Source organism: Burkholderia sp. LMU1-1-1.1 (genome assembly GCF_040675865.1).
In the GTDB taxonomy this organism is placed as follows: domain Bacteria; phylum Pseudomonadota; class Gammaproteobacteria; order Burkholderiales; family Burkholderiaceae_D; genus Rugamonas.
In genome coordinates this window covers 110812-137493 of record NZ_JBEGHG010000010.1, presented here as the reverse complement: position 1 = coordinate 137493, position 26682 = coordinate 110812, and the positions used below count along the sequence as shown (strand labels likewise).

Below are 26682 nucleotides of genomic sequence, written 5' to 3'. Positions count from 1 at the left end.
GTAGTAAAAAACGCAGCAAAAACCGCCGGTAGCACCGCATAGAACGGAGCACCGGCAATCGCGCGGCAGGGGCCTATCCGGTCATGCCGCGTTCAGTATTTCAGAGAATATTGGAGACATCAATGAACGCACCTCACAAGGGTACGCTGCTGGACCCCGGCACCCACTCGGACGACATTTCGCTGGACGACAAATGGACGCTGGAGCGCGGCCGCGCCTTCATGACCGGCACCCAGGCGCTGATACGCCTGCCGATGATGCAGCGCGAACGCGATCTCAAGGCGGGCCTCAACACCGCCGGCTACATCACCGGCTATCGCGGCTCGCCGGTCACCAGCGTCGACATGACGGCGATGAAGGCCAAGAAGTACCTCGACGCCCATCACGTCAAGTTCCACCCCGGGATGAACGAGGACCTGGCCGCCACGGCGGTGTGGGGCACGCAGCAGACCAACCTTTTCAAGGACGCCAAGTACGACGGCGTCTTCTCGATGTGGTACGGCAAAGGCCCCGGCGTCGACCGCTGCGGCGATGTCTTCAAACACGCCAACAACGCCGGCTCCGCGAAGCACGGCGGCGTGCTGGTACTGGCCGGCGACGACCACGCGGCCAAATCCTCGTCCACCGCCCACCAGTCGGACCACATCCTCAACGCCTGCGGCATCCCGGTGCTGTATCCGTCGTCGGTGCAGGAGTACATCGACTACGGCCTGCACGCCTGGGCCATGAGCCGCTACACCGGCCTGTGGGTGTCGATGAAGTGCGTGACCGACATCATCGAGTCCGGCGCCGTGGTGGACTTCGACCCGGACCGCGTGCAGATCCAGCTACCGACCGACTTCGAACTACCGGCCGGCGGCCTCAATATCCGCTGGCCCGACACCGTGCTCGATATGGAAGTGCGGATGAACAGCTACAAGTGGTACGCCGCGCTGGCCTATGCGCGCGCCAATAAGCTCAACAAGATCATCTGGGACAGCCCGAAGCCGAAGATCGGCATCATCACCGCCGGCAAATCGTACCTGGACACGCGCCAGGCGCTGGCCGATCTTGGCATCGACGAGCAGGCCGCCGCCGACATCGGCATCCGCCTGTACAAGATCGGCATGACCTGGCCGCTGGAGGCGGACGGCGTGCACGAATTCGCCAAGGGCCTCGACGAGATATTGGTGGTGGAGGAGAAGCGCCAGATCCTCGAGTACGCGCTCAAGGAGGAGCTGTACAACCTGCCGGACGGCCAGCGTCCGCGCGTGGTCGGCAAGTTCGACGACACCGGCGAATGGAGCAACAAGGGCAAGACCGGCCACGGCGACTGGCTGTTGCCTGCAACCTATGAACTGAACCCGGCGCAGATCGCGCGCGCCATCGCCTCGCGCATCGCCCACTACTGCGACGGCCATCCGGTGGCGGAGCGCGTCAAGCAGCGCGTCGCCTTCCTCGAGGCGAAGGAGCTGGCGTTGAAGACGCTGCCGACCAAGGCCAATCCGGACACCGACCGCACGCCGTATTTCTGTTCCGGCTGCCCGCACAATTCGTCGACCAAGGTGCCGGAAGGCTCGCGCGCGCTGGCCGGCATCGGCTGCCACTACATGGTGCTGTGGATGGACCGCGAAACGTCGACCTTCACCCACATGGGCGCGGAGGGCGTGACCTGGGTCGGCCAGGCGCCGTTCACCAACGAGAAGCACGTCTTTACCAACCTGGGCGACGGCACCTATTTCCACTCCGGGATACTGGCGATCCGCGCGGCGGTGGCGGCCAAGGTCAACATCACCTACAAGATCCTGTTCAACGACGCCGTGGCCATGACCGGCGGCCAGGCCTTCGACGGTCCGCTCGACCCGGGCATGATCTCGCGCCAGATCGCGGCCGAAGGCGTGACGCCGATCATCGTCGTCACCGACGAACCGGAAAAATACCCGTCCGATTACAAATGGGCGGAAGGCGTCACCGTGCGCCACCGCAGCGAATTGATGGACGTGCAGCGCGAACTGCGCGACAAGCCGGGCGTGTCGGCGATGATCTACGACCAGACCTGCGCGTCCGAGAAGCGCCGCCGCCGGAAGCGCAACGAGTATCCGGATCCGGCCAAGCGCGCCGTCATCAACGAAGCCGTCTGCGAAGGCTGCGGCGACTGCTCGGTGCAGTCGAACTGCCTGTCGGTGGAGCCGCTGGAGACGGAGCTGGGGCGCAAGCGTCAGATCAACCAGTCGTCGTGCAACAAGGACTTCTCTTGCACCACCGGCTTCTGTCCGAGTTTCGTGACGGTCGAAGGCGGGGCGCTGAAGAAGCCGAAGAAGGCGGCCACCGGCGACTCTCCTGCCGCTGTGCTGCCCATGCCGTCGCTGCCGTCGACGGATACGCCATATGGCATCCTGATCACCGGTATCGGCGGCACCGGCGTGGTGACCGTTGGCCAGATCCTGGCTGTGGCGGCGCACGTCGAAGGCAAGGGCGCCATCGTGCTGGACATGAGCGGACTGGCGCAAAAGGGCGGTCCGGTGATGTCGCACGTGCGCCTGGCCGACAACCAGGCCGATTTGCACTCGACCCGCGTCGGCACCGGCAGCGCCGATCTGGTGATCGGCTGCGACTTGATCGTCACCGCCAGCCGCGACGCGCTGTCGCGCATGGGCGAGGGCCGCACGCACGCGATGATCAACTCGACCGGTTCGTCGACCGCCGCTTTCGTCAAGAATCCGGACTGGCAGTTCCCGGACGCCGGCTCGCGCGGCGAGATCGTGCGCGCCTGCGGCAACGATCACGTGGACTTCGTCGACGCCGGCCAGATCGCCACCGCGTTGATGGGCGACTCGATCGCCACCAACATGTTCATGCTGGGTTACGCGTTCCAGAAGGGCCATGTGCCGCTGAGCGAAGCGTCCATCATCAAGGCGATCGAGTTGAATGCGATCTCGGTCAACTTCAACAAGGCCGCCTTCCACTGGGGCCGAACCGCCGCGCACGATCTGGGTTCCGTCACCAAACTAACGACGCCGGCGAAAGTGATCGAGTTCAAACGCACCCAGACGCTGGACGACATCGTCAACCGCCGCGTCGAGCTGCTGACCGCGTATCAGAACGCCGACTATGCGCAGCAGTACAAGGCGTTCGTCGACCAGGTGCGCGCCGAGGAGGCCAAGCTGGGCAAGTCGACCCGCCTGGGCGAGGCCGTGGCGCGCTACTACTACAAGTTGATGGCGTACAAGGACGAATATGAAGTCGCGCGTCTGTACACCGACGGCGCGTTCCAGCAGAAGATCGCCGGCATGTTCGAGGGCGACATCAAGCTCAAGTTCCACCTGGCCCCGCCGCTGTTGGCCAAGCGTGACGCGCAGGGGCGGTTGATCAAGCAGGAATTCGGCCCGTGGATGATGAAGGCGTTCGGCGTGCTGGCCAAATTCAAAGGCTTGCGCGGCACGGCGCTGGATGTCTTCGGTTACACCGCCGAGCGCAAGATGGAGCGCGCGTTGATCGGCGAGTATCGTCAGACGGTGGCCTCGTTGCTGCCTAAGCTGACGGCGGAGAACCTGGCGCAGGCGGTGGCCATCGCCAGCATCCCCGAGGATATTCGCGGCTATGGCCACGTGAAGGAGCGCCACCTGAAGTCGGCCAAGCAGAAGGAGGCGACGCTGTTGGCCGCTTTCGGCAAGCCGGTCGCGCCGGTGCCGGTCGATAGCCACACGCACGCCGCCTGACGCATCATCGGAAACACCTCTGAAAATACGTCTGAAACACGTAGGGCGGATTAGCGAAGCGTAATCGGCCATGCATGCGTCACAAGCGGCGCATGCATGGCCGATTACGGCGTTCCGCCTAATCCGCCCTACACCTTACGCAGCGAGCACACGGTATCGAACCAAGCCTGCATGCCCACCAGCGGCTGCGGGTTGATCGGCAGCAGCGCGTTGATGTTGACGCCATTGCCCTTGCCGCCGTTCTTCTCGTCCCACCACACTCCCGCATTCAGATCGTCCAGCGCCGGCGCCGGCCCGAAACCCTTGGCCGCGTCGGGCGCGATACCGCGCGCGGCCACCTCGACCCTGCGCCCGCTACGTCCCTCGCTGGCCCGCCCGCCGCTGATCCAGCCCACCGAGTTCGACACCGCCACCACGCGCGGGTGGATGCCGCGCGTGACGAACACCCGCATCCGCGCCGAGCCGATTTTCTCGCCGGTGCCGCGATAGGCCTGCTGCTCCGCCTTGTCGGCCGGCCCGGAGCGCGGACGGTATGTGGTCAGCTCCACCATGTCGCCGCTCTTGAGTCCCATCTTTTTGGCCACCCCGGCATTGATCCACATCGGATTGTCATGCACGATCTCCGTCAGGTATTTTTGCGACGCGGTCCGCGCCTGTGTGTGTACATTCCACTTGAACGTGGTCAGGATGAAGCGGTCCGACGGCAGGTTGCGATGCGAAGGAATCTGCGCGAATGTCGGCAGCCCGTCGTCGACGATGCCCAGCGTCCTGGCTACCTGCGTGATCTCCGGCGCGTGCACTTCGAACTTGCGCGACGGCGTGGCGAAGCCCCGCACCGCGGCGTCGCCGATCCTCACGCCCACGGCGACTTCCTTGCCTTTGTCGTTGGGCCGGTAGATCACACCGGTGCCGGCATCGGTGCGGCTGCCGTCCAGCTGCTTGTCGCTCAAAGGCTTCTGATAGACCTGGTAGGGCTTCGGCTGCGAACGGTCGACAAACACGCCGTAGTGCTTCATATACTCGAAGCCGTCCTTGAATTGCCGTCCGTCCGGACCCGTCGTCGGCAGTTTGGCGCACTGCGCGCGCACGAAGTCCTCGTGGCCGCCGAACTGGAAGTACTTCGCCTGTTCGGGACCTAGCCGGCGGCCGATCTCGAACAGCACGTCGGCGAAGCTGCGCGCCTCGCCCGGCGGTGGCGTCAGCGGCTGGCGCAGCGCGACGTAGTGGGTCAGCTCCAGGTTGTTGCGGATGTCCATGCCCCAGCGTTCCAGGTAGGTGGCGTCGGGCAGGATCAGGTCCGCGTAGTGCGCCATTTCCGAATAGACCACGTCCGAGCAGGCGTGGAACGGGATCAGCTTCTCGTCCAACAGCACTTCGACGGTGGTGCTGCGGCCCTCGGGCCAGGTCATCGGCGAGCCCAGTGTATAGCTCAGATAGACGTCCAGCCGCGCGCGGCCCTGGCGCAGGTAGTCGTAGACGATCTGGCCGACCTTCATCTTCTGCCAGCGGTTGGCCAACGGCCATTCTGGCGGGTCTTCCAGATCGGTGCGGATCTTCGGCGCGGGGGGAACGGGTTGCGGTTGCGGGTAGCGGCCGGCGGACAGCTTTTCATCCAGCCCATAGCAGTACCCGCCCGGCTTGGCGATCGAGCCGACCAGCGCGTTGAGCATCACCACCGCGCGTTCGGCATTGAAACCGTTGTAGTGGGCGCCGGTGCCACGGTTGGTGAAGGCGGCGACGGCCGGCCGCAGGCGCGCGAACTCCAGCGCCAGGCGCTCGATGTCGCGCGCGGCGATGCCCGACAGCTTGGCCGCCCACGCCGGCGTGCAGGTGGCCAGCCAGGCGCGCATCGTCTCCAACCCTGGCTGGACGAATTTGGCGACGAAGTCGTGGTCGATTTCGTTTTCACGGATGATCACGTGCGCCATCGCCAGCGCGATGGCGCCCTCGGTGCCGGGGAAGGGCTGGTGCCATTCGTCGCTGCGGCCGGCCGTGTTGGACAGGCGTACATCGAAGGTGACCAGCTTGGCGCCATGATCGAAGCGCGCCTTGACCACGCGGCTGACCAGGTGCAGGCCACCCTGGTGCGCCTCGTAGAAATTGGCGCCGAAGTTGAGGAAGTACTTGCAGCGCTCGGCGTCGATCGATTCCCAGTCGGTCTCGCCGAGCGAGACGTAGTTGGCGGCCCGCTTGTTGGATGAACACAGAGCTCGGTGGTTCAGCTGCACCGGCGTGCCGATCGCGCCCAGGAAACGGTTGATCTCGGCGTCGATGCGCGAGCGGCCCTGGTGCAGCGCGACCCGCTCCGGATGGCCGCTGGCGATGCTGGCCTTGATGCGCTCGGCCACTTCGGTGTACGCCTGCTCCCAGCTGATGCGCTGCCATTTGCCCTCGCCCCGCGCGCCCACCCTTTTCAGCGGATACAGCAGCCGCTCCGGATAGTCGTTGATCGTCGGCCCCGACTGGCCCTTGGCACAGGTCATGTGGCTGCCCATGTTCGGGTCGAGCGGATTGCCGCGAATTTTGATCACCTTGCCGTCCTGGACGAAGGCCTCGATGCCGCACACCGTCGAGCAGTTAAGGCATACGCTGGTGACGCGCCTGGCGCTGTGGTAATCGTTCTTGACCTTGCGCTGGCGGCCATCGGCGACCGGCCGGTAGTTCATGGCGCTGGCGGCGTTGGGCGCGAGCAGGATGGTCTCGCCCAACCCCAAGGTGGCCATCGAGCCGATGCCGCTTTTGATGAATCCACGACGATCCATGTCAGCCTCCCCGCGCTTTGTTGACATGCGGCGCGGCCGGCGGGAACTCCGACTTCAGTTGATCCCAGGTCTCGACCTCGTACGAGAACGGGTCGTGGCTGCGGCCCTTGGGAATCTTGCGCTCCATCGCGCGCGGCACCACGCCGCCCAGCCCCCGGTACTCCACCAGCGGCCGGGTTTTTTCCTCGGGCTTGAGGGGCGCCGTCTGCGCGCGGTGTTTGGCGTGGAACAGACTGACCTTGCTGGCCGGGTCGTTCAAGTCGCCGAACGCGAAGACTTCGGCGGGGCACACTTCGACGCAGGCCGGTTCCATGTCGGCGTCCAGCCGATGCGAGCAGAAATCGCATTTGTCGGCCACTTCGGCGACCGGGTCGATGTGGATGGCGCCGTAGGGACAGGCCTTGATACAGTCGCGGCTGCGGTCGCAGACCGCGTCGTCGATGCGCACGATGCCGTCGGCGCCGCGCGTGATCGCGTCGGTGGGGCAGGCGTCCAGGCAAGGCGCGTCCTCGCACTGCATGCACAGCGTCGGCAGGAAGGCGCGTTTGGTCGTCGGCTGCTGGTTGTAGGGATTGAGCGCGGCGAAATCGTAGTAATACACCTTGGTGCGGAAGTGCCCGAGCGAGACGGCGTTTTCGACTTTGCAGGCGACCGAACAGGCGTGGCAGCCGATGCAGCGTTCCAGATCGATGGCCATGCCCCATTTGGGGCCGGCACTGGTGGATGTGGTCATGAATGTCCCCGGTGAGATGCGCGTAGTGCGATTGTAGAGCAGCGGCGTGGCGGTTCCGGTTCGTGCACCAAAATAATGCATAAGCTTGTGCGGATTCGTTCGTTCATTCCTGGTGCGGCGGTTGATAAGATGGCACCCCCATCTCTTACCGGACCACTTCAGTGCAAACAAAATTTAAATTGAATCCGCTGGCGGCAGGCGCTATCGCGCTGCTGTGCGGCGCTGCCGGCTCGTCCAGCGCGCAGGTGGCGGACTCGGAGACCCTGAGCCCGCCCGCGGTCGTCGTCACCGGTTCGCGCATTCCGCGCGCCACCTTGGAAGGCCCCTCCGCCGTCACCGTCATCACCGGCGACGACATCACCAAGCAGGGTTACCGCAACGTCTTCGACGCCCTGAGCAACCAGGCGCAGAACAGCGGCTTCACGCAGGGCGCCGACTACGGCAATACCTTCACGCCGTCGGCCAACGCCATCAGCCTGCGTGGCCTGGGTCCGAACCACACGCTGGTGCTGCTCAATGGCCGCCGCATGGCCGACTTCCCGATCGCTTATGAAGGCACGGTCAACTTCACCAATCTGGCCAACATCCCGTCGAGCGTCGTCGACCGCATCGAGATCCTCAGCGGCGGCGCCTCCGCCGTCTACGGCTCGGACGCGATCGCGGGCGTGGTCAACATCATCCTGAAAAAACAGGCCGACGGCTACGATATCAATCTGAAAGCCGGTGGCACCTCGCGCGGCGGCGGCGGCGACAAGCGCCTGCAGTTCACCGGCGGCCATAGCTTCGACAAACTCAATACCCTGTTCAGCGTCGAATTGCTGGAGCGCGATCCGCTGTGGAGCCGCGACCGCGATTTCATGAGCACCCGCACCGGCGTGGCGCCCACCTCGATCCTGGGCCGCCGCAATGTCAGCAGCGGACGCTATGTCGATCTGGGCGACGCCTGCGCCGGCCTGGGCGACGTCTTCAACGGCAGCGCCGTCAAGTACACCGCCAGGACGGGCAGCTACTGCGCCAGCCCGAACGTCGGTCCCACCTACTGGACCACGCAGACCAAGAACAGCAGCCAGAACGTGTTCGGCAGCGCCAACTACGAGCTCTCGCCGTCCACGACCTTGTTCATCGAGGCGCTGTACGGCCAGAATCGCAGCTCGAACAACACGCGCGGTCCGTCGTGGACCTCGCGCTCGCTCACCGACGCCTATTTCGTCAACCAGAACACCGGCAACTACGAGGCGTGGAACAAATACATCTCGCCCGAGGAAATGGGCGGGGTCGATCGCTACAACCGCACCTGGGACGACCAGGCCAGTTCGCTGTCGTTCGGCGCCAAGGGGCAGCTCGCAGGCAGCTGGCAGTACGAAGCGGCGTACACGGCGTCGCTCTACAAGAGCCAGGCCAAGGCGCCGCGCGCGCTGGCCAATATCGACAGCTTCTTCCTCGGCCCGCAACTGGGCGTCGACGCCGACGGCGTGGCGATCTTCGCGCCCGACCAGTCGCGCCTCACGCGCCGATTGACGCCGGCCGAATTCGACAGCATCACCGGCTTCACCCAAAGCGACGACAAGTCGTGGACCAATACCCTCAGCTTGTCCGCCAACGGCGAGGCGTTCGCGCTGCCGGCCGGTCCGGTCAGGCTGGCGACGGTGGCGGAGGTGGGCAAGCAGGGTTTCTCGAACCGTCCCGATGAACGCATCAACCAGGGCTACTTCAACCTGGCGCCGCCGGCCGATGTCACCGCCGGCACCCGCAAGCGCTACGCGCTGGGGGTGGAGGCGAATGTGCCGCTGCTGCCGCAGTTGTCGGCCACCCTGGCCGGACGCTACGACCATTACAGCTACGCCGGCCGCGACGACGGCAAGGCCACCTATAACGGCGGCCTGGAATGGCGTCCCGTCAAGCAGGTGCTGGTGCGCGGTAACTACGCCACCAGCTTCCGGGCGCCGGACATGAACTACATCTTCAAGGCGCGCGGCACCGGCTACTATTCGTCCACCACGGACTACTACCGCTGCGCGAAGGCCGGCCAGCCGGTGGCCGACTGCGAGTTCGCCAACGTCTCGCCGGGATCGGACTATGTGCAGAACGGCAGCAAGGATCTGCGCTCGGAGCGGGGCCGTTCGACGGGTCTTGGCCTGGTGTGGTCGCCCAGCGCCGATTTCGACGTGTCGCTGGACTACTGGAACATCAAGATCGACGATCTGGTGACCAACCTGAGCGCCGACAAGCTGCTGCGCGACGAGTCGGATTGCCGCATGGCCGGCGACCTGACGTCGCCGACGTGCGCCGACGTCATCGCCCGTATCGAACGCAATCCGCTTACGGCGCTTAACAAGCCGGGCGAGATCCGCCAGATCACGGTCAATCCGATCAACGCCGCGTCCACCAGCGTGAACGGCATCGATGTCAGCGTCAAGCATGTGCTGCGCACCACGGGCTGGGGGGTGTTCGTCTCGAAGTTGAATTATTCGAAGACCCTGGACAAGAAGTCACGCCAGTTCGCCGGCGATCCGTTGAACGACGATCTGCATGATTTGACCAACCCGGACTGGCGCGACAAGCTCAATGCGAGTGTGACGTGGAATCTGGAGAAGTGGTCGAACACGCTGTTCCTGCAGCGCTATAGCAAGGTGCCGAATGGCGCGGGGGAGGCGTATCTGACGCCGACGACGTTGGTCAACGCGAGCGTGGTGTATCGTTTGAATCCTCAGACCACCATTTCGGTGGCGGTCAATAACCTGTTCAACAAGGTCAAGAGCGATACCAGTGGTGGGTGGCCGTATTATCCGGTCGGGAATTACAGCCCGGTTGGACGTCAAGGATGGGTGGAGCTGAACTACCATTTCGGCTCCTGACGCAGTGGCGGATTACGCCGTTCCGGCTAATCCGCCCTACGTGCCTATCGGGCCCGTCGACATCCCGGTGAAAGCAGGCCTCCAACATATGCGCCACCACGTAGACACGTAGGGCGGATTAGGCGCAGCCGTAATCCGCCACGCGCCGCCCCGCTCCTCATTCAGGCCACCTCGCGCTGCGCGGCGCCATGCCCTGCATACTCCGTCACCCAATAAACCAGCGCCAGGGCCGGGAAGGCCATGCCGGTCAGCAGCGCCGCATGCCAGCCGTGCGTGGCGAACATCCAGCCGCCCAGCGCCGAACCGAGCGCGCCGCCGGCGAAGAACAACGCGAAGTACACGCCGTTCAAGCGGCTGCGCACCTCCGCGCCCAAGGTGAAGATGGCGCGCTGGCCGAGCACCAGGTTGGCCGCCACGCCCATATCGAGCACGATCGAGGCGACCACCAACATCGCCAGGCCGACGTTGCGCGATTCCGGCGCGATCATCGGCAACGCGAAGCCGACCACCCCCAGCGCCAGCGCGGCGGCCGTCGCCATCAGGGTATGGCCCGCGTCGGCCAGGCGTCCGGCGATCGGCGAGGCCACCGCGCCGGCCATGCCGACCAGCGCGAAGATGGCGATGCCGGTCTGCGACAGGTGGAACTGCGGGCCGGCCAGCATCAGCGGCGTGACGGTCCAGAACAAACTGAACGATCCAAACAGGCCGGCGTGGTAGGCGGCGCGGCGGCGCAGCAGCGGCGTGCGCAGGAACAGGTGCCACAGGGACGCCATCAGCGCCGGATAGGTGATGTTCGAGGCCGGCACGCGCAGCGGCAGTTTGGCGCGCAGCACCAGCGCCACGGCCAGTACGATCAGCGCGGCGCCGCCGAACACCACGTGCCAGTTGCTGGCGTCGGCCACCAGGCTGGCGACCGGGCGCGCCAGCATGATCCCCAGCAGCAGGCCGCTGACCACTTTGCCCACCGTATGGCCGCGCGTCGATTCCTTCGACAGGTGCGCGGCGAACGGCACGATGATCTGCGCCGCCACCGATCCCAGGCCGATGCCCAGCGCGGCGCTCAGGAACATCCATGCGCTGGTGCTGAACGCGGCCAGCACGAGCATCGCCGATGTAAACAGCAGGCCGCTGAAGATCAGGCGGCGGTTTTCCAGCAGGTCGCCCAGCGGCACGACGAACAGCAGGCCGAGGGTGTAGCCGATCTGTGTCAACGTGACGATCAGCCCCGCCGCCTGCGCCGACAGGCCGGTGGCGGCGCTGATCGGGCCGACCAGCGTTTGCGCGTAATACAGGTTGGCGACGATCAGGCCCGTCGCGGCGGCCAGCAACAGCACCATGCCGGGGCTGATGTCGGTTTCCGAGGTTTTGTTCATGATGGCTCCAGAAGTGGAATTTCGATGAGCCCAGTGTAGGCAAAACGACGGCAAAGATAATTAGGGCATAATGCCCCCATACTTTTCACTTTATATGAACAATCATGGACCGTTTGAAAGCCATGCAGGTGTTTGTGCGCATCGTCGAGGCCAATAGCTACACCAAGGCGGCCGAAACGCTGGACCTGCCGCGTGCCGCGCTGACGGCGACGGTCAAGAAACTGGAGGCGTTTCTCGGCACCCAGCTGCTGCAGCGGACCACGCGCCGCCTGTCGCTGACGGCGGACGGCGCCGACTACTTCAAAAAATGCCTCGATATCCTGCAGGCGGTGGGCGACGCCGAGGGCACGTTCCGCGGCCAGAGCGCCGCCACGCCGAAAGGCCGGCTGCGGGTGGGGCTGCCCGGCGCCGTCGGCCGCAATCTGGTGATGCCGCACATCGGCGCTTTTTGCCGCGACTATCCGGAGATCGATCTGGTCATCTCGCTGAGCGAGCAGGTGAAGGACCTGACGCGCGAAGGGCTGGACTGCTCGCTGCGCGTGGGCGACCTGCAGGATTCGTCGATGATCGGCCGGCGCATCGGCAGCATGGGTTTCCTGACGTGCGCCTCGCCGGCCTACCTAGCCGCCCATGGCGTGCCGCGAACGCTGGAAGACCTGCGCGCGCATCGCGGCGTGACGCATTTTTCCGGCCGCACCGGCCGTCCGTTCGACTGGGATTTCGTCGCCGACGGCAGCGTCGTGACGATGCCGGTGCGCGGCGCCATCGCGGTCAACGATCCGGACGCCTACATCATCTGCGCGTTGCAGGACATGGGCCTGATCCAGGCGGCGCGCTACCAGGTGCGCCATTTGCTGGCCAGCGGCGCGCTGGTCGAGGTGCTGCCGGATATGCCGCCGAGGCCGATGCCCATCTCGCTGCTGTATCCGCAGGGCCGCATGGCCTCGCCGCGACTGAACGTGTTCGCCGCCTGGCTGGCCGGCCTGTTCCGCGACGATGCCGACCTGCAGGCCTGAATTGTAAAATGTGTTGTTTTACTGGCATCCCTGGCGTCGTGGCCGTTTATAATGTTCCCATGAAAAAACATTCCATGCTCTTGGCGGCGGCCGCCGCGACGTCGCTGGCGCTGCTGTCCGCGTGCGGTGGCGGCGGCGGTGGCGACACGCCCGCCGCCAACCCCACCCCGCCGGTCGTCGTCGCCCCGCCGGTGGTGACGCCGACGCCTCCCGCCGTCGATCCAACGATCCCGCCGACACCGCCGGTGGGGCCGCCGGTGATCGATCCCAATAATCCGCCCGACTGGCTGGCGCTGCTCAATCGCTGCGAGTATCCCCGCCCGGGCAGCGCCGACGCGCAAGGCTCGTTGATGGACGAGTTGAAGTGGCTGCGCTCCTTCTATGGCGAGACCTATCTGTGGTACCGCGAGCTGCCCACCGGTCTGCGGCTGGAAGACTACACGCGCGCGGTGGATTTTTTCGACGACTACAAGACGCTTGCGACCACCGCCTCCGGCAGGGCAAAGGACCGCTTCCACTTCACCTATTCGACCGAGGCGTGGGACGGGTTGTCGAGTTCCGGCACGGAGGTCGGCTATGGCGTGACGTGGGCGCGCAACGCCGACCCGGCGGCGCCCCGCGTGTGGGCGGTGGCGATGGTGGCGCCGGCGTCGCCCGCGGCGTTGGCCGGCCTGCGGCGCGGCGACGGCCTATCGTCCGTCGATGGCGTCGCGCTCACCGACAACACCAGCGATGGCGTCGCGCGCCTCAACGCCGGCCTGTTCCCGGCCACCGCCGGCGAGAGCCACAATCTGGTGCTGACGCGCGCCGGCGTGCCGTTGACGGTCAGCCTGGCCGCCAGGCAGGTGAGCAATCCTCCGGTGCAAAACGTCAAGACCATCGACACGCCGACCGGCAAGGTCGGCTACCTGCAGTTCGATGACCACAACCAGCTATCCGAAAGCGAACTGGCAAAGGCGATCGGTACGTTCAAGGCGGCCAACATCGTCGACCTGGTGCTCGACATGCGCTACAACGGCGGCGGCTACCTGGCTGTGGCCAACGAACTGGCGTACATGATCGCCGGGCCTGCCGCCACCAGCGGCAAGATCTTCGAGCAGCTGCAATACAACGACAAGACCACGCCGCAGGCGCCGGACATGTTCCGCACCAAGGCCTACGGCTTCAAGTCGTCGCAGCTGGCCGGCGGCGCCGCGCTGCCTTATCTGGGGCTCAAGCGCGTCACCATCCTGACCACGCCGGGTACCTGCTCGGCCAGTGAATCGGTGATCAACGGCTTGCGCGGCATCGATGTGGAAGTCAATCTGATCGGCGGCGACACCTGCGGCAAGCCGTACGGCTTCGTGCCGGCGAATAACTGCGGCACCACGTACTTCGCGATCCAGATGCAGGGCGCGAACCACAAGGGCTTCGGCGACTACGCCGACGGCTTCCAGCCGACCTGCCGGGCCGGCGACGATCTCGATCACTCGCTGGGCGAGACCTCCGAGCGGTTGCTGTCGACGGCGCTCAGCTACCGCGAGAGCGGCATCTGCCCGGCGCAGCCGATGTTCAACCGCGCGCGCGCCGGCTCGGCCCCCGTTGCCGGCGCCATGACCCTGGTCCGTCCCCAGGTCAGGGAAATAGCGATCCGCAATCGCTAGCGCGCAAAGCCGTCTATAATTTCCAGCGTACCCGGTGCCGGCGCAGGCACCGGTCGATCAACCCCACGCTGGAAGTTCGTCCATGATTCGTTCCGCCATACTGCTTGCCTTTGCCACCTCCGTCACCACCACCACCGGCGCCGCGCTGGCCGCCGCGCCGTCGCCTTCCCTGAGCACCATCGCAGAGCGATCCGGCTTCCAGAACACCGGACGTTACGACGAGGTGGTCGACCTGTGCGCGCGCTTCCAGAAGGCGTATCCGAAACAGGTGCGGTGCTTCGAATTCGGCCGCACGCCGGAAGGGCGCCCGATGCTGGCGCTGGCCGTCTCGCGCACCGGCGCGCTGACCGCCGAGCAGGCGAAAAAGCGCGGCCTGCCGGTGCTGCTGGTGCAGGGCGGCATCCACGCCGGCGAGATCGACGGCAAGGACGCCGGCTTCCTGGCGCTGCGCGAGGCGTTGGAGAACAAGGCCGCCCCCGGCGCCCTGGACAAGCAGGTGCTGCTGTTCGTCCCCGTGTTCAACGTCGACGGCCATGAGCGCTTCGGCAAATGGAACCGGCCGAACCAGCGCGGCCCGGTCGAAATGGGCTGGCGCACCACGGCGCAGAACTACAACCTCAATCGCGACTACGTCAAGGCCGACGCGCCGGAGATGCAGTCGATGCTGGCGCTGGTGAACGCCTGGGACCCGCTGGCCTACATCGACCTGCACGTGACCGACGGCGCCAAGTTCCAGCCGGACGTCTCGATCCAGGTCGAGCCGGTGCATGGCGGCGACGAAGAGCTCAAGCAGGCCGGCCTGGCGCTGCGGACCGCCGTGATGGCGGACCTCACGGCGCAGGGCTCGGACCCGAAGCCGTACTACATCTCGTTCGCGGTCAACGACGATCCGACGTCCGGCTTTGTCGACAGCATGCCGGCGCCGCGTTTTTCGACCGGCTACTTCCCGATGCGTAATCGCTTCGCGATGCTGGTCGAGACGCATTCGTGGAAGGACTATCCGACCCGCGTGCGCATCACGCACAACACCATCGTCTCGCTGCTGTCGCAGGTCGGCGCGCACGGCCAGCAGTGGCTGAAGACGGCGCGCGAGGCGGACGCGCGCGCCGCGGCGCTGGCCGGCGCCGAGGTTCCGCTCAGCTATCGCACCACCTACAACACCAAGACCATCCAGTTCCCCGGCTACGAATACACGCGCGCGCATTCGGAGGTGTCCGGCGGCCTGATGACCCACTACGACGAAAGCAAGCCGCAGGTGTGGACGGTGCCGCTGCGCGACGAGATCGTGCCCGATCTGCGGGTGGCCGCGCCCCGGGGCGGCTATCTGGTGCCGCTGGCCGACGCGCCGAGGGTGGCGGCCAAGCTGAAACAGCACGGCATCGCGTTCAAGGTGCTGGGCGCGGACCAGATGGCGGCGGAGGTGGAGACCTTCCGCGCCACCAAGACCAAATTCGGCGCGCAGTCGTTCGAAGGCCGGCAGTCGCTGGCGGTCGAAGGCGACTGGGGCCGCGAGCGCCGCAGCGTGGCCAAGGGTTCGCTGTTCGTGCCGATCGCGCAGCCCAAGGCGCGCCTGGTGATGACGATGCTCGAGCCGCGCGGCGCCGATTCGCTGCTGGCCTGGGGCGAGTTCAATAACGCCTTCGAGCGCAAGGAGTACATGGAGGAGTATGTGGCCGAGGACGTCGCGCGCGAGCAGCTGGAATCCGATCCGGCGCTGCGTGCCGAGTTCCAGAAGAAGCTCGACACCGACGCGGAGTTCAACAAAAGCCAGCAGGCGCGCCTGGAGTTCTTCGCCCGCCGCCATTCGTCGTGGGACGAGCGCTTCAACCTCTACCCGGTGATGCGCACGGCGCAGAAGTTCTAAGCAAAAAAAGGCCGGAGACGGAGATCGTCGCCGGCCTGTCGTGCGATAGCATGCAGCTTGCTACGGGGCGCGCTTGAGCACTTCGCTCTGGATCGCGAACGCGCCGTTGACGCCGTCGAGCGTGATGCTCTCGTCCTTGTCGAACAGGATGTCGCCGGCGAAGGCGCCCTCGGCTTCGCGCATTTCATTCTTGCTGAAGTCGAACAGCCCCCGGTCCATCATGTGCGACGGCTTGATGTTGCCCATGGCGGTGAACATGCTCTTGATCCACAGCGGATTTTTCTGCTGCCACGTCGACAGCATCTCCTTCATCGCCTGCCGCTGCAGGTTCGGCTGCGAACCGCACAGGTTGCACGGGATGATGGGGAAGCCCATCTTGCCGGCGTATTTTTCGATGTCCTGCTCGCGGCAGTAGGCCAGCGGCCGTATCACCACGTTCTCGCCGTCGTCGGCCGTCAGCTTGGCCGGCATGGTCTTGATCGTGCCGCCGTAGAACATATTGAGCAGGAAGGTCTCGAGGATGTCGCCCTGGTGGTGGCCCAGCGCGATCTTGGTCGCGCCCAGCTCCTTGGCGGTGCGGTACAGGATGCCCCGGCGCAGGCGCGAGCACAGCGAGCAGGTGGTCTTGCCCGGCTCGATCTTCTCGGTGACGATGCTGTAGGTGTCCTGCTCGACGATCTTGTACGGCACGCCGATCTTCTGGAAATACTCCGGCAGCACGTGCTCCGGGAAGCCCGGCTGCTTTTGATCGAGGTTGACCGCGATCAGGTCGAACTTGACCGGTGCGATTTTACGCAGGTGCATCAGGATGTCGAGCATCGTGTAGCTGTCCTTGCCGCCGGACATGCAGACCATCACCAGGTCGCCCTCGGTGATCATGTCGAAGTCGACGATCGCCTTGCCGGTCTGCGTGCGCAGCTTCTTTTGCAGCAGTTCGAAGCGGCGCGAGTCGGTCGGGTCGCGTTCCGGCGGGGTTGCCAAGGAGCTAATTTCTTGCGGGAGGTGCAGTGGGGCGTTCATATCGGGCATCGGTGGAGAGCAACCCCGGATTTTACTCCAATGTGGCGGACGGGCCGGTAAACGCAAGCGTTCGCAGCCCGCTCGCCCCCGCCGCCGCTCAATCGGCCGGCGGGTAGTTCGATTCGGTTACCGGCGGCGGGCCGGCGGCCGACAGCAGCTTGCCGCTGCCGGGGTCGTAGCGGAACACTTCCTGCACCGCGCCGGTGGCCACGCGCAGCACGCCGGCGGCGAGGTCGTCGTCGACCTTGACCGCGACCTCGGGCTGGCCCGGGCACGCCACCACGGCGCCGCCGTCGAAGCCGCGCGCGAGCGGGCGGATCAGGCACGGCGCCTGGCCGGCGCGCCCCAGCCGCAGCCAGCCCTCGGCGGTGATCTGGTGCGTGTACACGGGCCGCCCGCGCAGGTCGCGGGTGGTGAAGTCCTTGCCGCGGCCGAAGCTGGCGCCGGGCGCCTCGAGGTCCTTGATGCCGACCTCGTTGCGTTCGAGCAAGCCGTCGGCGCCGATGTAGTAGTGGCCGATCTGGGTGCCGGCGTTGCTCGGCCAGCGCAGGTGCATATGCGTGTGCGGCGGCGCGTCCGTGTGGCCGTGCGGGTAGTTGGTGTCGAAGCCCATCACGTGGATCGTGCCGAGCTTTTCGCGCGCGACGTAGTCGCCCAGGCCGGTGCGCCGTATCACCTCGCGCTGGGCGAACTCCAGATGGTCGGCGGCGCGCCGCTGCAGCGCGGGGAACGGGCCGTCGGCGTAGGCGCCGGCGCGGCGCGCCGGGTCGGCGTGCTCGAAGCGCAGCACCATGCCCGGCTCGACGATGTGGGTCGCCACCTCGCCGGCGCCGACCGCGTCGTAGCCCAGCGGCGGCACTTGCACGGTGACGATGTCGCCGGCCGTCTCGAAGCGCAGGTCGCCGCTTTCGAGCAGCACCCGTTTGACCGTACCGGCCGGCGCGCGGAAGCGCAGCTCCAGCGTGCGGCGGTCTGGCAGGACCAGCGCGAGCAGGGTTTCGCGCCGGTTGTCGCGCTCGAAGGCCGGGTCGTGCAGAGCCGCGCAGGCGGCGCAGCTGTCGGCCAGGAACCGGACCGCCGGCGCCGGCCGGCCGCCGCCGGCCTTGACGAATTTGAGCACCACGCGCACCGTGGGTTCGGCCGGCGGCGCCGGGGGGACGGTGGCGGCGAGGGCCGCGCCGGCGAACGCGCCGGCGGCCAGCGCCGCCGCCAGCCGGGCCGCCCATGTCAGCGGGGCCGCGCTCACAGCTGCGCCTGGTAAGTGAGGCCGATGAAGAACGAGCGGCCGACCGGGAAGTAGTTGTTGAGCAGTTCCTGCCGCGCGCCCTGGCGCACCACGAACGGCGACTTGCCCAGGTTCTGGCCCTGGACCACCGCCTTGAGCGCGCGGCTGATCCGGTAGCTGGCCTGCAGGTCGAGCTGGTTGCGGCCCATCGCGTACAGGTCGCGTTCGCGGGTGTCCTGGTCGACCGATTCGAGCGCGCGGCCGATGCGGTTGAACGACAGGCGCACGTCGGCCGGGCCGGCGCTGTAGAACAGCGTGGCGTTGGCGATGAAGTCCGGCTGGCGTATCAGGCCGCTGGAGCGGCGCGTGGCCGGGCCGCCGTTGGCCACGCTGGCCGCGCTCATCGGCTGGTTGAAGAAGCCCTTGAGCCAAGTTAGATTGGCCGACACGCCGACCCCGCGCAGCGATGCGGGCAGGAAGGCGAAGCGGTCGCCGACGTATTGCAGCTCGAGCCCGCGCATGCCGGCCTTGGCCGAGTTGAGCGGCTGCGACACCGTCACGCTGGTGTAGCTGCGGCCCTGGTAAACGGTGGGCGCGCCGACGGAGCTGGTGGTGAAGATCTCGTTCCTGATGTCCTTGTAGAACAGCGCCGCCGACACCACGCCGCCGTTGCGCAGATACCATTCATAGGACAGGTCGTAGTTCCACGCCTGGCGCGGCGCCAGATCGGGATTGCCCTGGTTGACCGTCAGGTCGCCGGCCGTGCCGACCGAGAAGGTGCGCCGCGCCGCGTACTGGCTGAAGTCCGGCCGGCCGATGGTGCGGCTGACCGCGCCCTTGATGCGCATCTCGTCGTCGAGCTGGTAGCTGGCCAGCGCCGAAGGCAGCAGGAAGCGGTACTTGCCGTCGCGCGAGGCCGGCGTATAGGCGCTGGCGCCGGCGGCCGTCGGCGCCTGGAAGCTGTCGACGCTGACGTCGGTGCGGTCCTCGCGCAGGCCGGCCAGCGCGCTCCAGCGGTCGGCCTGGTAGATGCCCTGGACGTAGGCCGCCTTGACCTTTTCGGTGTCGGTGTAGTCGTCGCCGAAGTTGTTGGCCACCTGGTTGGTCGCGACGAAGGAGGCGGCGTTGTCGCGCAGCACCTGGTTGGCGGCGTCGCGCCCGGCCAGCAGGTAGGGCACTTGCGGCGTTTCATAGGTGCCGAACGCGCCCGGGGCCAGCACCCGCGATAGCGTGCCGACGGCCTGCTGGGCGGCGGCGTCGCGCGGCACCAGCTCCCGGTAGCGCACATCCCACCTCTGCGCCGTTTTGGTCAGGTTGAAGCCGGCGTTGAAGCCGAAGCCGCGGTCGGCGGGCTTGAAGTTGTATTTGTAGTCGGCGCGGGCGAAATCGACGTCGTTGTCGAGATCCCGGTTGATGTCGCGCCAGTACATGCCGCGGTAGGCGTCCGGGCTGGCGGCGGCGGACGGCGTGTCGAAGGCCAGGCGCGGCTTGCCGTCGACCACGCCGTAGCTGTAGGCCAGCGCCGGCAGGAACTGGTTGCTGGCGGCGCCGGCGCGCGGGTTGGTGTCGTATTTGACCATCTGGCGGTATTCGCGGTAGGTGGCCTTCGACGAGGCGGCGGTCAGATTGACCTCGGCCCGCTCGCCGGCCTCGAACACGCCGTCGAGGTTGAAGAGCGAGGTGCGGCGCCGCACCGGCTGGTAGGTGTAGCCCTGCTGGACGTCGCCCAGCGCGAATCTGCCGGCGCCGTCGGTTTGGGCGGCGGCCGCCGACCCGGGCATGGTCAGGGTCTCGTAGCGGGTTTCGGTGTCCTTGTCGGCGTAGTAGCCGGCGAAGGCCGACACATGGCTACGCTCGCCGAAGCGGTATTCCAGCTTGGTGTTCACGCTGGCGCGCTCGCGCAGGTTGTCGAAGGCGAAATCCTGGTTGCGCACCGGCGCGATCCGGCCGTTGGCCGACAGGCTCCTGAACGGCGTGCGGGCGCCGGCGGCGGTGAAATAGGTCCAGCCGGCGCCGTTGGTGTCGCCCGGCAGTTCGGAGAAGGCGCTCGACGGCAGCCGCTGTACCTCGCCCGAGACCACCAGGCCGAATTGGTTTTTGTCGCCGAACAGCAGCGAGCCGGTGGCGTCGGCGCGGTAGGAGGCCTTGTCATCGGCGACGAACTGGCCGGCGCTCGAATTGCGCCCGGCGGCCGCGCTGGCGACGAAGAAGCGTTCCTCGTCGATGCCGAAGGCGCTGCGCGTGACCAGGTTGACCTGGCCGCCCAGCGCGTGCGGGTCGTATTCGGCGGTGACGGTCTTGATGGCCTGGATCTGCGACACCAGCGTGGCCGGCAGCATCTCGAGCCGCGCGCCGCGATACAGCTGGTCGGCCGAGGCGATCGGCACGCCGTCGACGGTGACCAGGTTGTAGCGGCTGTCGAGGCCGCGGATGGTGGCGCGCTGGTAGACGTCGCGGTTCTTGGTCGGGTCGCCGCCGCCGACCACCGACAGGCCGGGGATGCGGCGCGCCGCCTCGACGATGTTGAGGTCGGGCAGGCGGCCGATGTCGTCCTGGCTGACCGCGTCCATCACCTGGCGCGTGTTCTTTTTGGCCTGCACGGTGGCGCGGGCGGCGGCGCGGAAACCGCTGACGACGACGCTTTGCATCGCGGCCGGGGCGTCGTCCGGCGGCGCGTGGACGGCGTCGTCGGCCGCCTGCTGGGCGAAAGCGGCGCACGGCAGCGCGGCCAGGATGGCGGCGGCGAGTGGCCGCGATGGGAACGCCGGGTGGCGGGACGGCTGTATCGGGGACATGGGGTGGCTCCAGGGTAGGTTCTGCGATGGGGCGCGCTGGCCGGGACGGTGTGTCCCGCCGCGTTATCGTCCCGGCAAATTCTACGGAGGAGCGTGCTGCGCTTGTGGCGTTTCACCGTGAAACTTACCTGTGAATTGCACCGGTTTTCACAGGGTTAGATGGGGTCGGCGCGCACGCCGAGCAGCTTGACGTCGGTGCTGCCGGTGGCCTGCAGCTCGCATTGCAGCATGACTTCGAAGGTGCCGACGGCGCCGTCGGCGTTGACGGCGCGGCGCAGCACGTCGCGCATCCGTTCGGGGCTGAGCAGGAATTCGATCGCGGCCTCGGTGCCGGCGGACGAGGTGCCGCCTATCATCAGCGCGTGGCCGTTGCCGCTCAGGTTGCGCGTGTAGGCGATCACGGCGAAGCCGCGCGTGGGATGGTCGGCGCCGACGAACTCGTACAGCGCCTGTTCGCCGGCGGCCGGCTTGTCGTTGCGCACGAGCAACTTATCGGCGGCCGGGTCCCAGTCGATATGGTAGTTCAGGCGCTTGCGGAACAGGCGCACCCACGGGTTGGCCTGCTGGATGCCGACCAGGATCACGCTGGCATGTTTCAGATCGGTCAATTGCAGGTCGCGCGCGTAGCGCACGCGGAATTGCCGCGGGGCGGCGGCCGACATTTTGCCCAGTTCGGCCGCCAGCGTGACCGAGGTGGTGGCGGTGTAGCGGCGCCACTGGAACGGCGCGCCGCCGTCGGCGGGGGCGGGGAAGCGCTTAGCGATGTAGTCGTCGAGGCCGACCTCGCGCCGGGCGGCGGTCTGGTACATCACCAGCTCGGAATCGGCCGGCACCAGGATGGTTTCGTGCTGTTGCGAGAACAGCGACGCCCAGAAGAGCTCGACCGGGTCGCGCGCGGCGCCCGGCGAGAAGGCGCCGGAGACGGTGAAGGCCAGCACACCGGCGCCGGCCGCCAGCGCGCAGACCAGGTTGCGCAGGCGGCCGCGCGCGCGCCACCAGGCGGGCAGGGTGAAGCGGGGGCGGGACGTGGGGCGCGCGGGCGCCGGCGGGCCGTCATCCACGGGGGCGGGGGGCGGCGCGTTTTCCGGTTCGGCTTCGACGGCGGCGGATCGATCGGCGGCGGCCGGATCGGCGCAGGCGGGGGCGAACACCGGCACGTAGGAGCCGCGCGGAATGGCGATGCGCACCGGGTCCGCGCTGCCTTCGTTTTCATAGTATTTGGCCAGGCGCTTGCGCAGCAGGCCGGCCGTGGTGCGGACGATGGTGTCGTCGGCGGGCAGGTAGTGCGGCGGCCTGCCGAACACCTCGACGCCGATGTGCTGCTCGGTCAGGCGCACGCTGTTGTCGGCCAGCGTGGCGGTGCACACGTAACGCAGAAATGACGAGAGCCGGCCGCTCCGTGAAAACTCGGCGCTGGCCAGCACGCGATCCATCGCGTCCAGCCCCGCGCGGGTTTTTGACATCTCCATATTCACCGCCCAGGTTGACCACGTGGGCAGGATAGCAAGTCGTTATGACAGTGGTGTTACATGGGCCGCCGACGACTCAGACGTTGTCCTTGATCTTGAATACCTCGACGCCGACGCCTTCGCAGTCCGGGTACACGTCCGGCTTCATCGTCGAGACGCGGGCGGCGCGCACGCGCGGATGGTCCAGCATCGCGCGCACGATGTCGTCGCACAGGCTTTCCTGCAGCTGCACGTGGCCGCGCGCCATCAGCTTGGCGATGGTGTCGCGGATGAAGTCGTAGTCGACCACTTCGTCCAACTGGTCGTGGGTCGGCGTCGACACCGCCAGCGGGATGTACAGGTCGACGTTGATCAGCAGCCGCTGCTCGCCCTTTTTCTCGAATTCGTACACGCCGATGTTGATCAGCACTTCGTAGTTGCGCAGGAACAGGCGGCGGCAGTCGGTCAGACTGGGGTGGAACAGGGCGGACAACATGGGATTACCTTCTTTCGATTTAAATTCTACTTATTCACTTGGCGAGCTCATTTTGCCAAAAACATCACGTCGCGCGGCAGCGGTATCAGGTGCTGGCCGCCGTCGACCAGCAGGGTGGTGCCGGTCATGGCGCGCGCCGAGGCGGCGTAGACGACGCTGTCGGCGATGTCCTCGGGGGTGCTGGAACGGCCCAGCGGGGTTTGCCGGTGGGCGTTGGCGAAACCGGCTTCGGTCTGGTCGCCGGACACCATCGTGATGCCGGGCGCGATGCCGACCACCCGCACCGCCGGCGCCAGCTGCTGCGCCAGCATCGTGGTGGCGGTGTGCAGCGCGGCCTTGGACAGGGTGTACGACAAAAAATCCGGATTGAGATTGTACAGTTTTTGATCGAGCAGATTGATGACGGCGGCCGGCTCGCCGCCGCCGCCGACCGTCGCCGCGTGCAGCGCCTGCGACAGCAGGATGGGCGCGGCGACGTTGGCGCGCATATGGGCGTCGAGGCGGGCGGCGGTGAAATCGGTGGCGCTGTCGTAGTCGAACAGCGAGGCGTTGTTGACCACGCAGCGCACCGGCCCGAGGGCGGCGATGGCGCGCGGCAGCAGTTCGCGCACGGCCGCTTCGTCCGACAGGTCGCACTGCAAGGCGACGGCGCGCCGGCCCAGCGCGACGATGTCGGCCGCCACTTGGCGCGCCTCGTCCTCCGAGGCGCGGTAGTGCACCGCCACGTCCCAGCCGGCGCGCGCCAGGCCGAGCGCGATGGCGCGGCCGATGCGGCGCCCGGCGCCGGTCACGAGGGCGACGCGAACGGTCGCCGGCGCGGCCTGGTGTGGAGTGTGCTGCGCGGTGGTCATGGTCGATGCGTATGGTTGTCTGGTCGATGTTAAAAATGTCGCGGGAATCACGCACTATCACGCGCGGACGCCGATTCGCTACAATGCCGGTATGTCCCTACCCGTACCCTCTAGCGACGCGCTGGCCGCGTCCCACGCCCTGCAGAACCTGATCGCCGCCGACATCGAACGCAATGACGGCGCGATTTCCTTCGCCCGCTTCATGGAGCTGGCCCTGTACGCGCCCGATCTGGGCTACTACAGCGGCGGCTCCGCCAAGCTGGGCAAAGATGGCGATTTTACAACCGCGCCGGAACTGACGCCGCTGTTCGGCGCCGCGCTGGCGCGTGTCGCCGCCGCTATTATCGCCCAAAGCGCGCCGCGCATCCTCGAATTCGGCGCCGGCACCGGCAAGCTGGCGTTCGACATCCTGACCGCACTGGCCGCCGACGGCGTCGCCGTCGAGCGCTATTTCATCGTCGAGCTGTCCGGCGAACTGCGCGCGCGCCAGCGCGAGCGGCTGCGCGATTTCCCGCAGGTGGAGTGGCTCGACGCGCTGCCGGACGCCTTTGACGGCGTCGTCTTCGGCAACGAGGTGCTCGACGCCATGCCGGTCCATCTGGTCACCAGGCACCCGGAAGGCTGGCAGGAGCTGCGGGTGACGGTGCGCGACGGCCGCTTCGACTGGCTGGAGGCGCCGGCCGACGACGCGCTGCTGGCGCAGATCGCGCGCCAGATCGCCGACCACGCCGAGCTGCCGGTCGGTTACGTCACCGAGGTGCACGGCGTGGCCTGCGGCTTCATGGCCACCCTGGGGCGCATGCTGCGCGACGGCGGCGCCAACGCCGCCTTCCTGTTCGACTACGGCTTCCCGGCGCACGAATACTACCTGGGCCTGCGCGCCACCGGCACCCTGATGTGCCACTACCGCCACCACGCGCATCCGGACCCGTTCTATTATCCGGGCCTGCAGGACATCACCGCCCACGTCGATTTCACGGCGATGGCGCTGGCGGCGCAGGACGCCGGCGCCGGCGTGCTGGCGTATCTGAACCAGGCCGGCTTCCTGATCGGCGCCGGCATCGGCGAGCTGCTGATGCGGACGGACCCGTCCGACACGAACAATTACCTGCCACGGGCGGGCGCCGTGCAAAAACTGCTGTCGCCGGCCGAGATGGGCGAACTGTTCAAGGTCTTGGTGATAGGAAAGAACGTCACGTTGCCTGGCGCCATCACAATGCATGACCGCAGTCATCGTTTGTAGACAAAATGGCACAATGGCCGGAAAAGCAAAGGCATTCGCTGCCTGAACGGTGGGATGGGCGGGCGAAGATCGGCTATGATGCAAGATCGAGCGCCGATTTAACGCCTTAGGAACAATGGGAAAGATACACACTCACTATGACAACCTGAAAGTGTCGCGCATGGCGCCTCAGGAAGTCATACGTGCCGCCTACAAGGCCCTCAGCCAGAAATACCACCCGGACAAGAATCCGGGTGATGAGAAGGCTGCGCGCATCATGGCCATTCTCAACAGCGCCTACGACACCTTGTCGGACACCCAGCGCCGCCGCGAGCACGACGAGTGGATCGCCGCCGAGGAGTGGGAGATCGAGTGGCTCGAGAGCACCCGCAACGAGGACGGGCGCGGCGACAAGCACCGCCACGACGCCGACCGCTGGAATCCCGAGCCGGTCGACGACCCGCAACCGTTGCCGGCGCCGCTGCGCAAGTGGCGGTGGTGGGCCGCGCTGGCCGGCTGCCTGGTGGCGGGCTGGATCGGCGGGACGATGGCGTCCGAGTCGGCGCTGCTGGAGGCGGCGCTGGGCGGCAAGGTGCGCGGCGGCGCCAAGGTGGAGGCGCCGCGCGTCGCCAAGGCCGAACCGCGCGAGCGCGACGACTGGGCCGGCGGGCACCGGCCGTTCTATCCCGAGGCCGACACCTCGCCGGCGCCCAAGGGGGCCCCGGTCAAGGTGGTGGCGATGTCGCAGATCGTGCTGCCGGGCGTCACGCCCGATTGCGACAACGACAGCCAGACCCTGGTCGCGCCCAACGGCGAGCCGTGGCCGGCCAATTCCGGCTACATCGAGGGTTTCACCATCGGCAACCGCGGCGACGACATCCAGCTGATGCTCGACAACGCCAACAACGCCTCGGCGGTGTTCATCAAGGTCTACGACGTCGAGCGGCGCGCCAACGTGCGCTACGCCTACGTGCAGGCGCACGACAAGCTGATGGTCGACAAACTATCGAATGGCAAGTACGAGATCCGCTACCAGAACCTCGACCCCGGCGCCAGCCGCGGCGGCTGCTCCGGCGCCGGTCCCGGCACCGGCACGGCGCCCAGCCGCACCGCCGCCGCCGGCGAGCACGCGCCGCCGGTCAGCAATTAGCCGGCCGCCGTCTCCATCAATCCCATCTCCTCGCTCGACATCAGCTTGTCGATATTGACCAGGATGAGCATGCGCTCGTCGATGGTGCCCAGGCCGATCAGGTAGTCGGAGCTGAAGGCCGTGCCCATCTCCGGCGCCGGCTTGACCTGCTCGGGCGTCAGGGTGGTCACGTCGGACACCGAATCGACCACCATGCCGACCACGCGGCCGTTGATGTTGAGGATGATGACGACGGTGAACTGGTCGTACACCGGCTCGCCCAGGTTGAACTTGATGCGCATGTCCACCACCGGGATGATGATGCCGCGCAGGTTGATGACGCCCTTGATGAACTCCGGCGCGTTGGCGATGCGGGTGACGGCCTCGTAGCCGCGGATCTCCTGCACCTTGAGGATGTCGATGCCGTATTCCTCGGAGCCGAGCGTGAAGGCGAGGAACTCCCTGCCGGCGATATCGGATGCGTTTTCTTGCATGGCGATGGTCCTTTTGTGTGTCCTGGTTTGGCCCGTCCCGGCACCTTGTTGTGGTCCT

17 protein-coding genes are annotated in these 26682 nt (G+C 66.8%); 7 read left to right on the top strand and 10 right to left on the bottom strand.

Annotated features, from left to right (window positions below; all coding sequences use genetic code 11):
* Positions 1-122 precede the first annotated feature (122 nt).
* Positions 123-3698, top strand: coding sequence for an indolepyruvate ferredoxin oxidoreductase family protein (locus MRBLMU1_RS10975; protein ID WP_363500902.1), 3576 nt, complete (start codon positions 123-125; stop codon positions 3696-3698).
* Positions 3699-3826: 128 nt separating this feature from the next.
* Here MRBLMU1_RS10975 and MRBLMU1_RS10970 read toward each other — a convergent pair whose 3' ends face one another.
* Together MRBLMU1_RS10970 and MRBLMU1_RS10965 are read right to left on the bottom strand one after the other, a co-directional pair.
* Positions 3827-6460: a molybdopterin-containing oxidoreductase family protein gene (locus MRBLMU1_RS10970; protein ID WP_363500899.1), complete on the bottom strand. Its 2634-nt coding sequence runs from the start codon at positions 6458-6460 to the stop codon at positions 3827-3829.
* A gap of 1 nt (position 6461) precedes the next feature.
* Positions 6462-7193: a 4Fe-4S dicluster domain-containing protein gene (locus MRBLMU1_RS10965; RefSeq protein WP_363500896.1), complete on the bottom strand. Its 732-nt coding sequence runs from the start codon at positions 7191-7193 to the stop codon at positions 6462-6464.
* A gap of 161 nt (positions 7194-7354) precedes the next feature.
* On the opposite strand from MRBLMU1_RS10965, the gene MRBLMU1_RS10960 reads away from it, so the two are divergent.
* Entirely contained in the window at positions 7355-10048 is a 2694-nt protein-coding gene (locus tag MRBLMU1_RS10960; RefSeq protein ID WP_363500893.1) for a TonB-dependent receptor plug domain-containing protein, read from the top strand.
* 161 nt (positions 10049-10209) lie between these two features.
* Here the strand turns inward: MRBLMU1_RS10960 and MRBLMU1_RS10955 are convergent, their stop codons facing one another.
* Positions 10210-11421 carry an MFS transporter gene (locus tag MRBLMU1_RS10955; RefSeq protein WP_363500890.1) on the bottom strand — a complete coding sequence of 404 codons (1212 nt, stop codon included), beginning with the start codon at positions 11419-11421 and terminating at the stop codon, positions 10210-10212.
* Between the two features lie 104 nt (positions 11422-11525).
* Between MRBLMU1_RS10955 and MRBLMU1_RS10950 the strand changes: the two genes are divergently transcribed.
* The 3 genes from MRBLMU1_RS10950 (at position 11526) to MRBLMU1_RS10940 (ending at position 15944) form a co-directional block, all read left to right on the top strand.
* Positions 11526-12437: a LysR family transcriptional regulator gene (locus tag MRBLMU1_RS10950; protein ID WP_363500887.1), complete on the top strand. Its 912-nt coding sequence runs from the start codon at positions 11526-11528 to the stop codon at positions 12435-12437.
* A gap of 59 nt (positions 12438-12496) precedes the next feature.
* The gene (locus MRBLMU1_RS10945) at positions 12497-14080 is read left to right on the top strand and encodes a S41 family peptidase (protein WP_363500884.1); all 1584 of its coding nucleotides are present in this window, start codon (positions 12497-12499) and stop codon (positions 14078-14080) included.
* An 82-nt stretch (positions 14081-14162) separates the two neighbouring features.
* Positions 14163-15944: a M14 family metallopeptidase gene (locus MRBLMU1_RS10940; protein ID WP_363500881.1), complete on the top strand. Its 1782-nt coding sequence runs from the start codon at positions 14163-14165 to the stop codon at positions 15942-15944.
* Positions 15945-16004: 60 nt separating this feature from the next.
* On the opposite strand, the gene ttcA is transcribed toward MRBLMU1_RS10940, so the two are convergent.
* The 6 genes from ttcA to MRBLMU1_RS10910 all read right to left on the bottom strand — a co-directional run bounded on the left by ttcA (position 16005) and on the right by MRBLMU1_RS10910 (position 23779).
* Positions 16005-16964: a tRNA 2-thiocytidine(32) synthetase TtcA gene (gene ttcA / locus MRBLMU1_RS10935; RefSeq protein WP_414646063.1), complete on the bottom strand. Its 960-nt coding sequence runs from the start codon at positions 16962-16964 to the stop codon at positions 16005-16007.
* Between the two features lie 97 nt (positions 16965-17061).
* On the bottom strand, positions 17062-18210 hold the full coding sequence (locus MRBLMU1_RS10930) for a hypothetical protein (RefSeq protein WP_363500875.1): 1149 nt from the start codon (positions 18208-18210) through the stop codon (positions 17062-17064).
* Positions 18207-20984 carry a TonB-dependent receptor gene (locus MRBLMU1_RS10925; RefSeq protein ID WP_363500872.1) on the bottom strand — a complete coding sequence of 926 codons (2778 nt, stop codon included), beginning with the start codon at positions 20982-20984 and terminating at the stop codon, positions 18207-18209. Before MRBLMU1_RS10925 ends, MRBLMU1_RS10930 begins: the two co-directional genes overlap by 4 nt.
* A gap of 155 nt (positions 20985-21139) precedes the next feature.
* Positions 21140-22447 carry a hypothetical protein gene (locus tag MRBLMU1_RS10920; RefSeq protein ID WP_363500869.1) on the bottom strand — a complete coding sequence of 436 codons (1308 nt, stop codon included), beginning with the start codon at positions 22445-22447 and terminating at the stop codon, positions 21140-21142.
* An 82-nt stretch (positions 22448-22529) separates the two neighbouring features.
* The gene (locus MRBLMU1_RS10915) at positions 22530-22928 is read right to left on the bottom strand and encodes a dihydroneopterin aldolase (RefSeq protein ID WP_315222486.1); all 399 of its coding nucleotides are present in this window, start codon (positions 22926-22928) and stop codon (positions 22530-22532) included.
* A gap of 47 nt (positions 22929-22975) precedes the next feature.
* Positions 22976-23779: an SDR family oxidoreductase gene (locus tag MRBLMU1_RS10910; RefSeq protein ID WP_363500866.1), complete on the bottom strand. Its 804-nt coding sequence runs from the start codon at positions 23777-23779 to the stop codon at positions 22976-22978.
* A gap of 91 nt (positions 23780-23870) precedes the next feature.
* Between MRBLMU1_RS10910 and MRBLMU1_RS10905 the strand changes: the two genes are divergently transcribed.
* Both MRBLMU1_RS10905 and MRBLMU1_RS10900 read left to right on the top strand, forming a co-directional pair.
* Positions 23871-25022 carry a class I SAM-dependent methyltransferase gene (locus MRBLMU1_RS10905; RefSeq protein WP_363500863.1) on the top strand — a complete coding sequence of 384 codons (1152 nt, stop codon included), beginning with the start codon at positions 23871-23873 and terminating at the stop codon, positions 25020-25022.
* 115 nt (positions 25023-25137) lie between these two features.
* On the top strand, positions 25138-26151 hold the full coding sequence (locus tag MRBLMU1_RS10900; RefSeq protein WP_363500860.1) for a J domain-containing protein: 1014 nt from the start codon (positions 25138-25140) through the stop codon (positions 26149-26151).
* On the opposite strand, the gene MRBLMU1_RS10895 is transcribed toward MRBLMU1_RS10900, so the two are convergent.
* Positions 26148-26624, bottom strand: coding sequence for a chemotaxis protein CheW (locus MRBLMU1_RS10895; protein ID WP_363500857.1), 477 nt, complete (start codon positions 26622-26624; stop codon positions 26148-26150). The genes MRBLMU1_RS10900 and MRBLMU1_RS10895 overlap by 4 nt on opposite strands.
* Between the last annotated feature and the right edge of the window lie 58 nt (positions 26625-26682).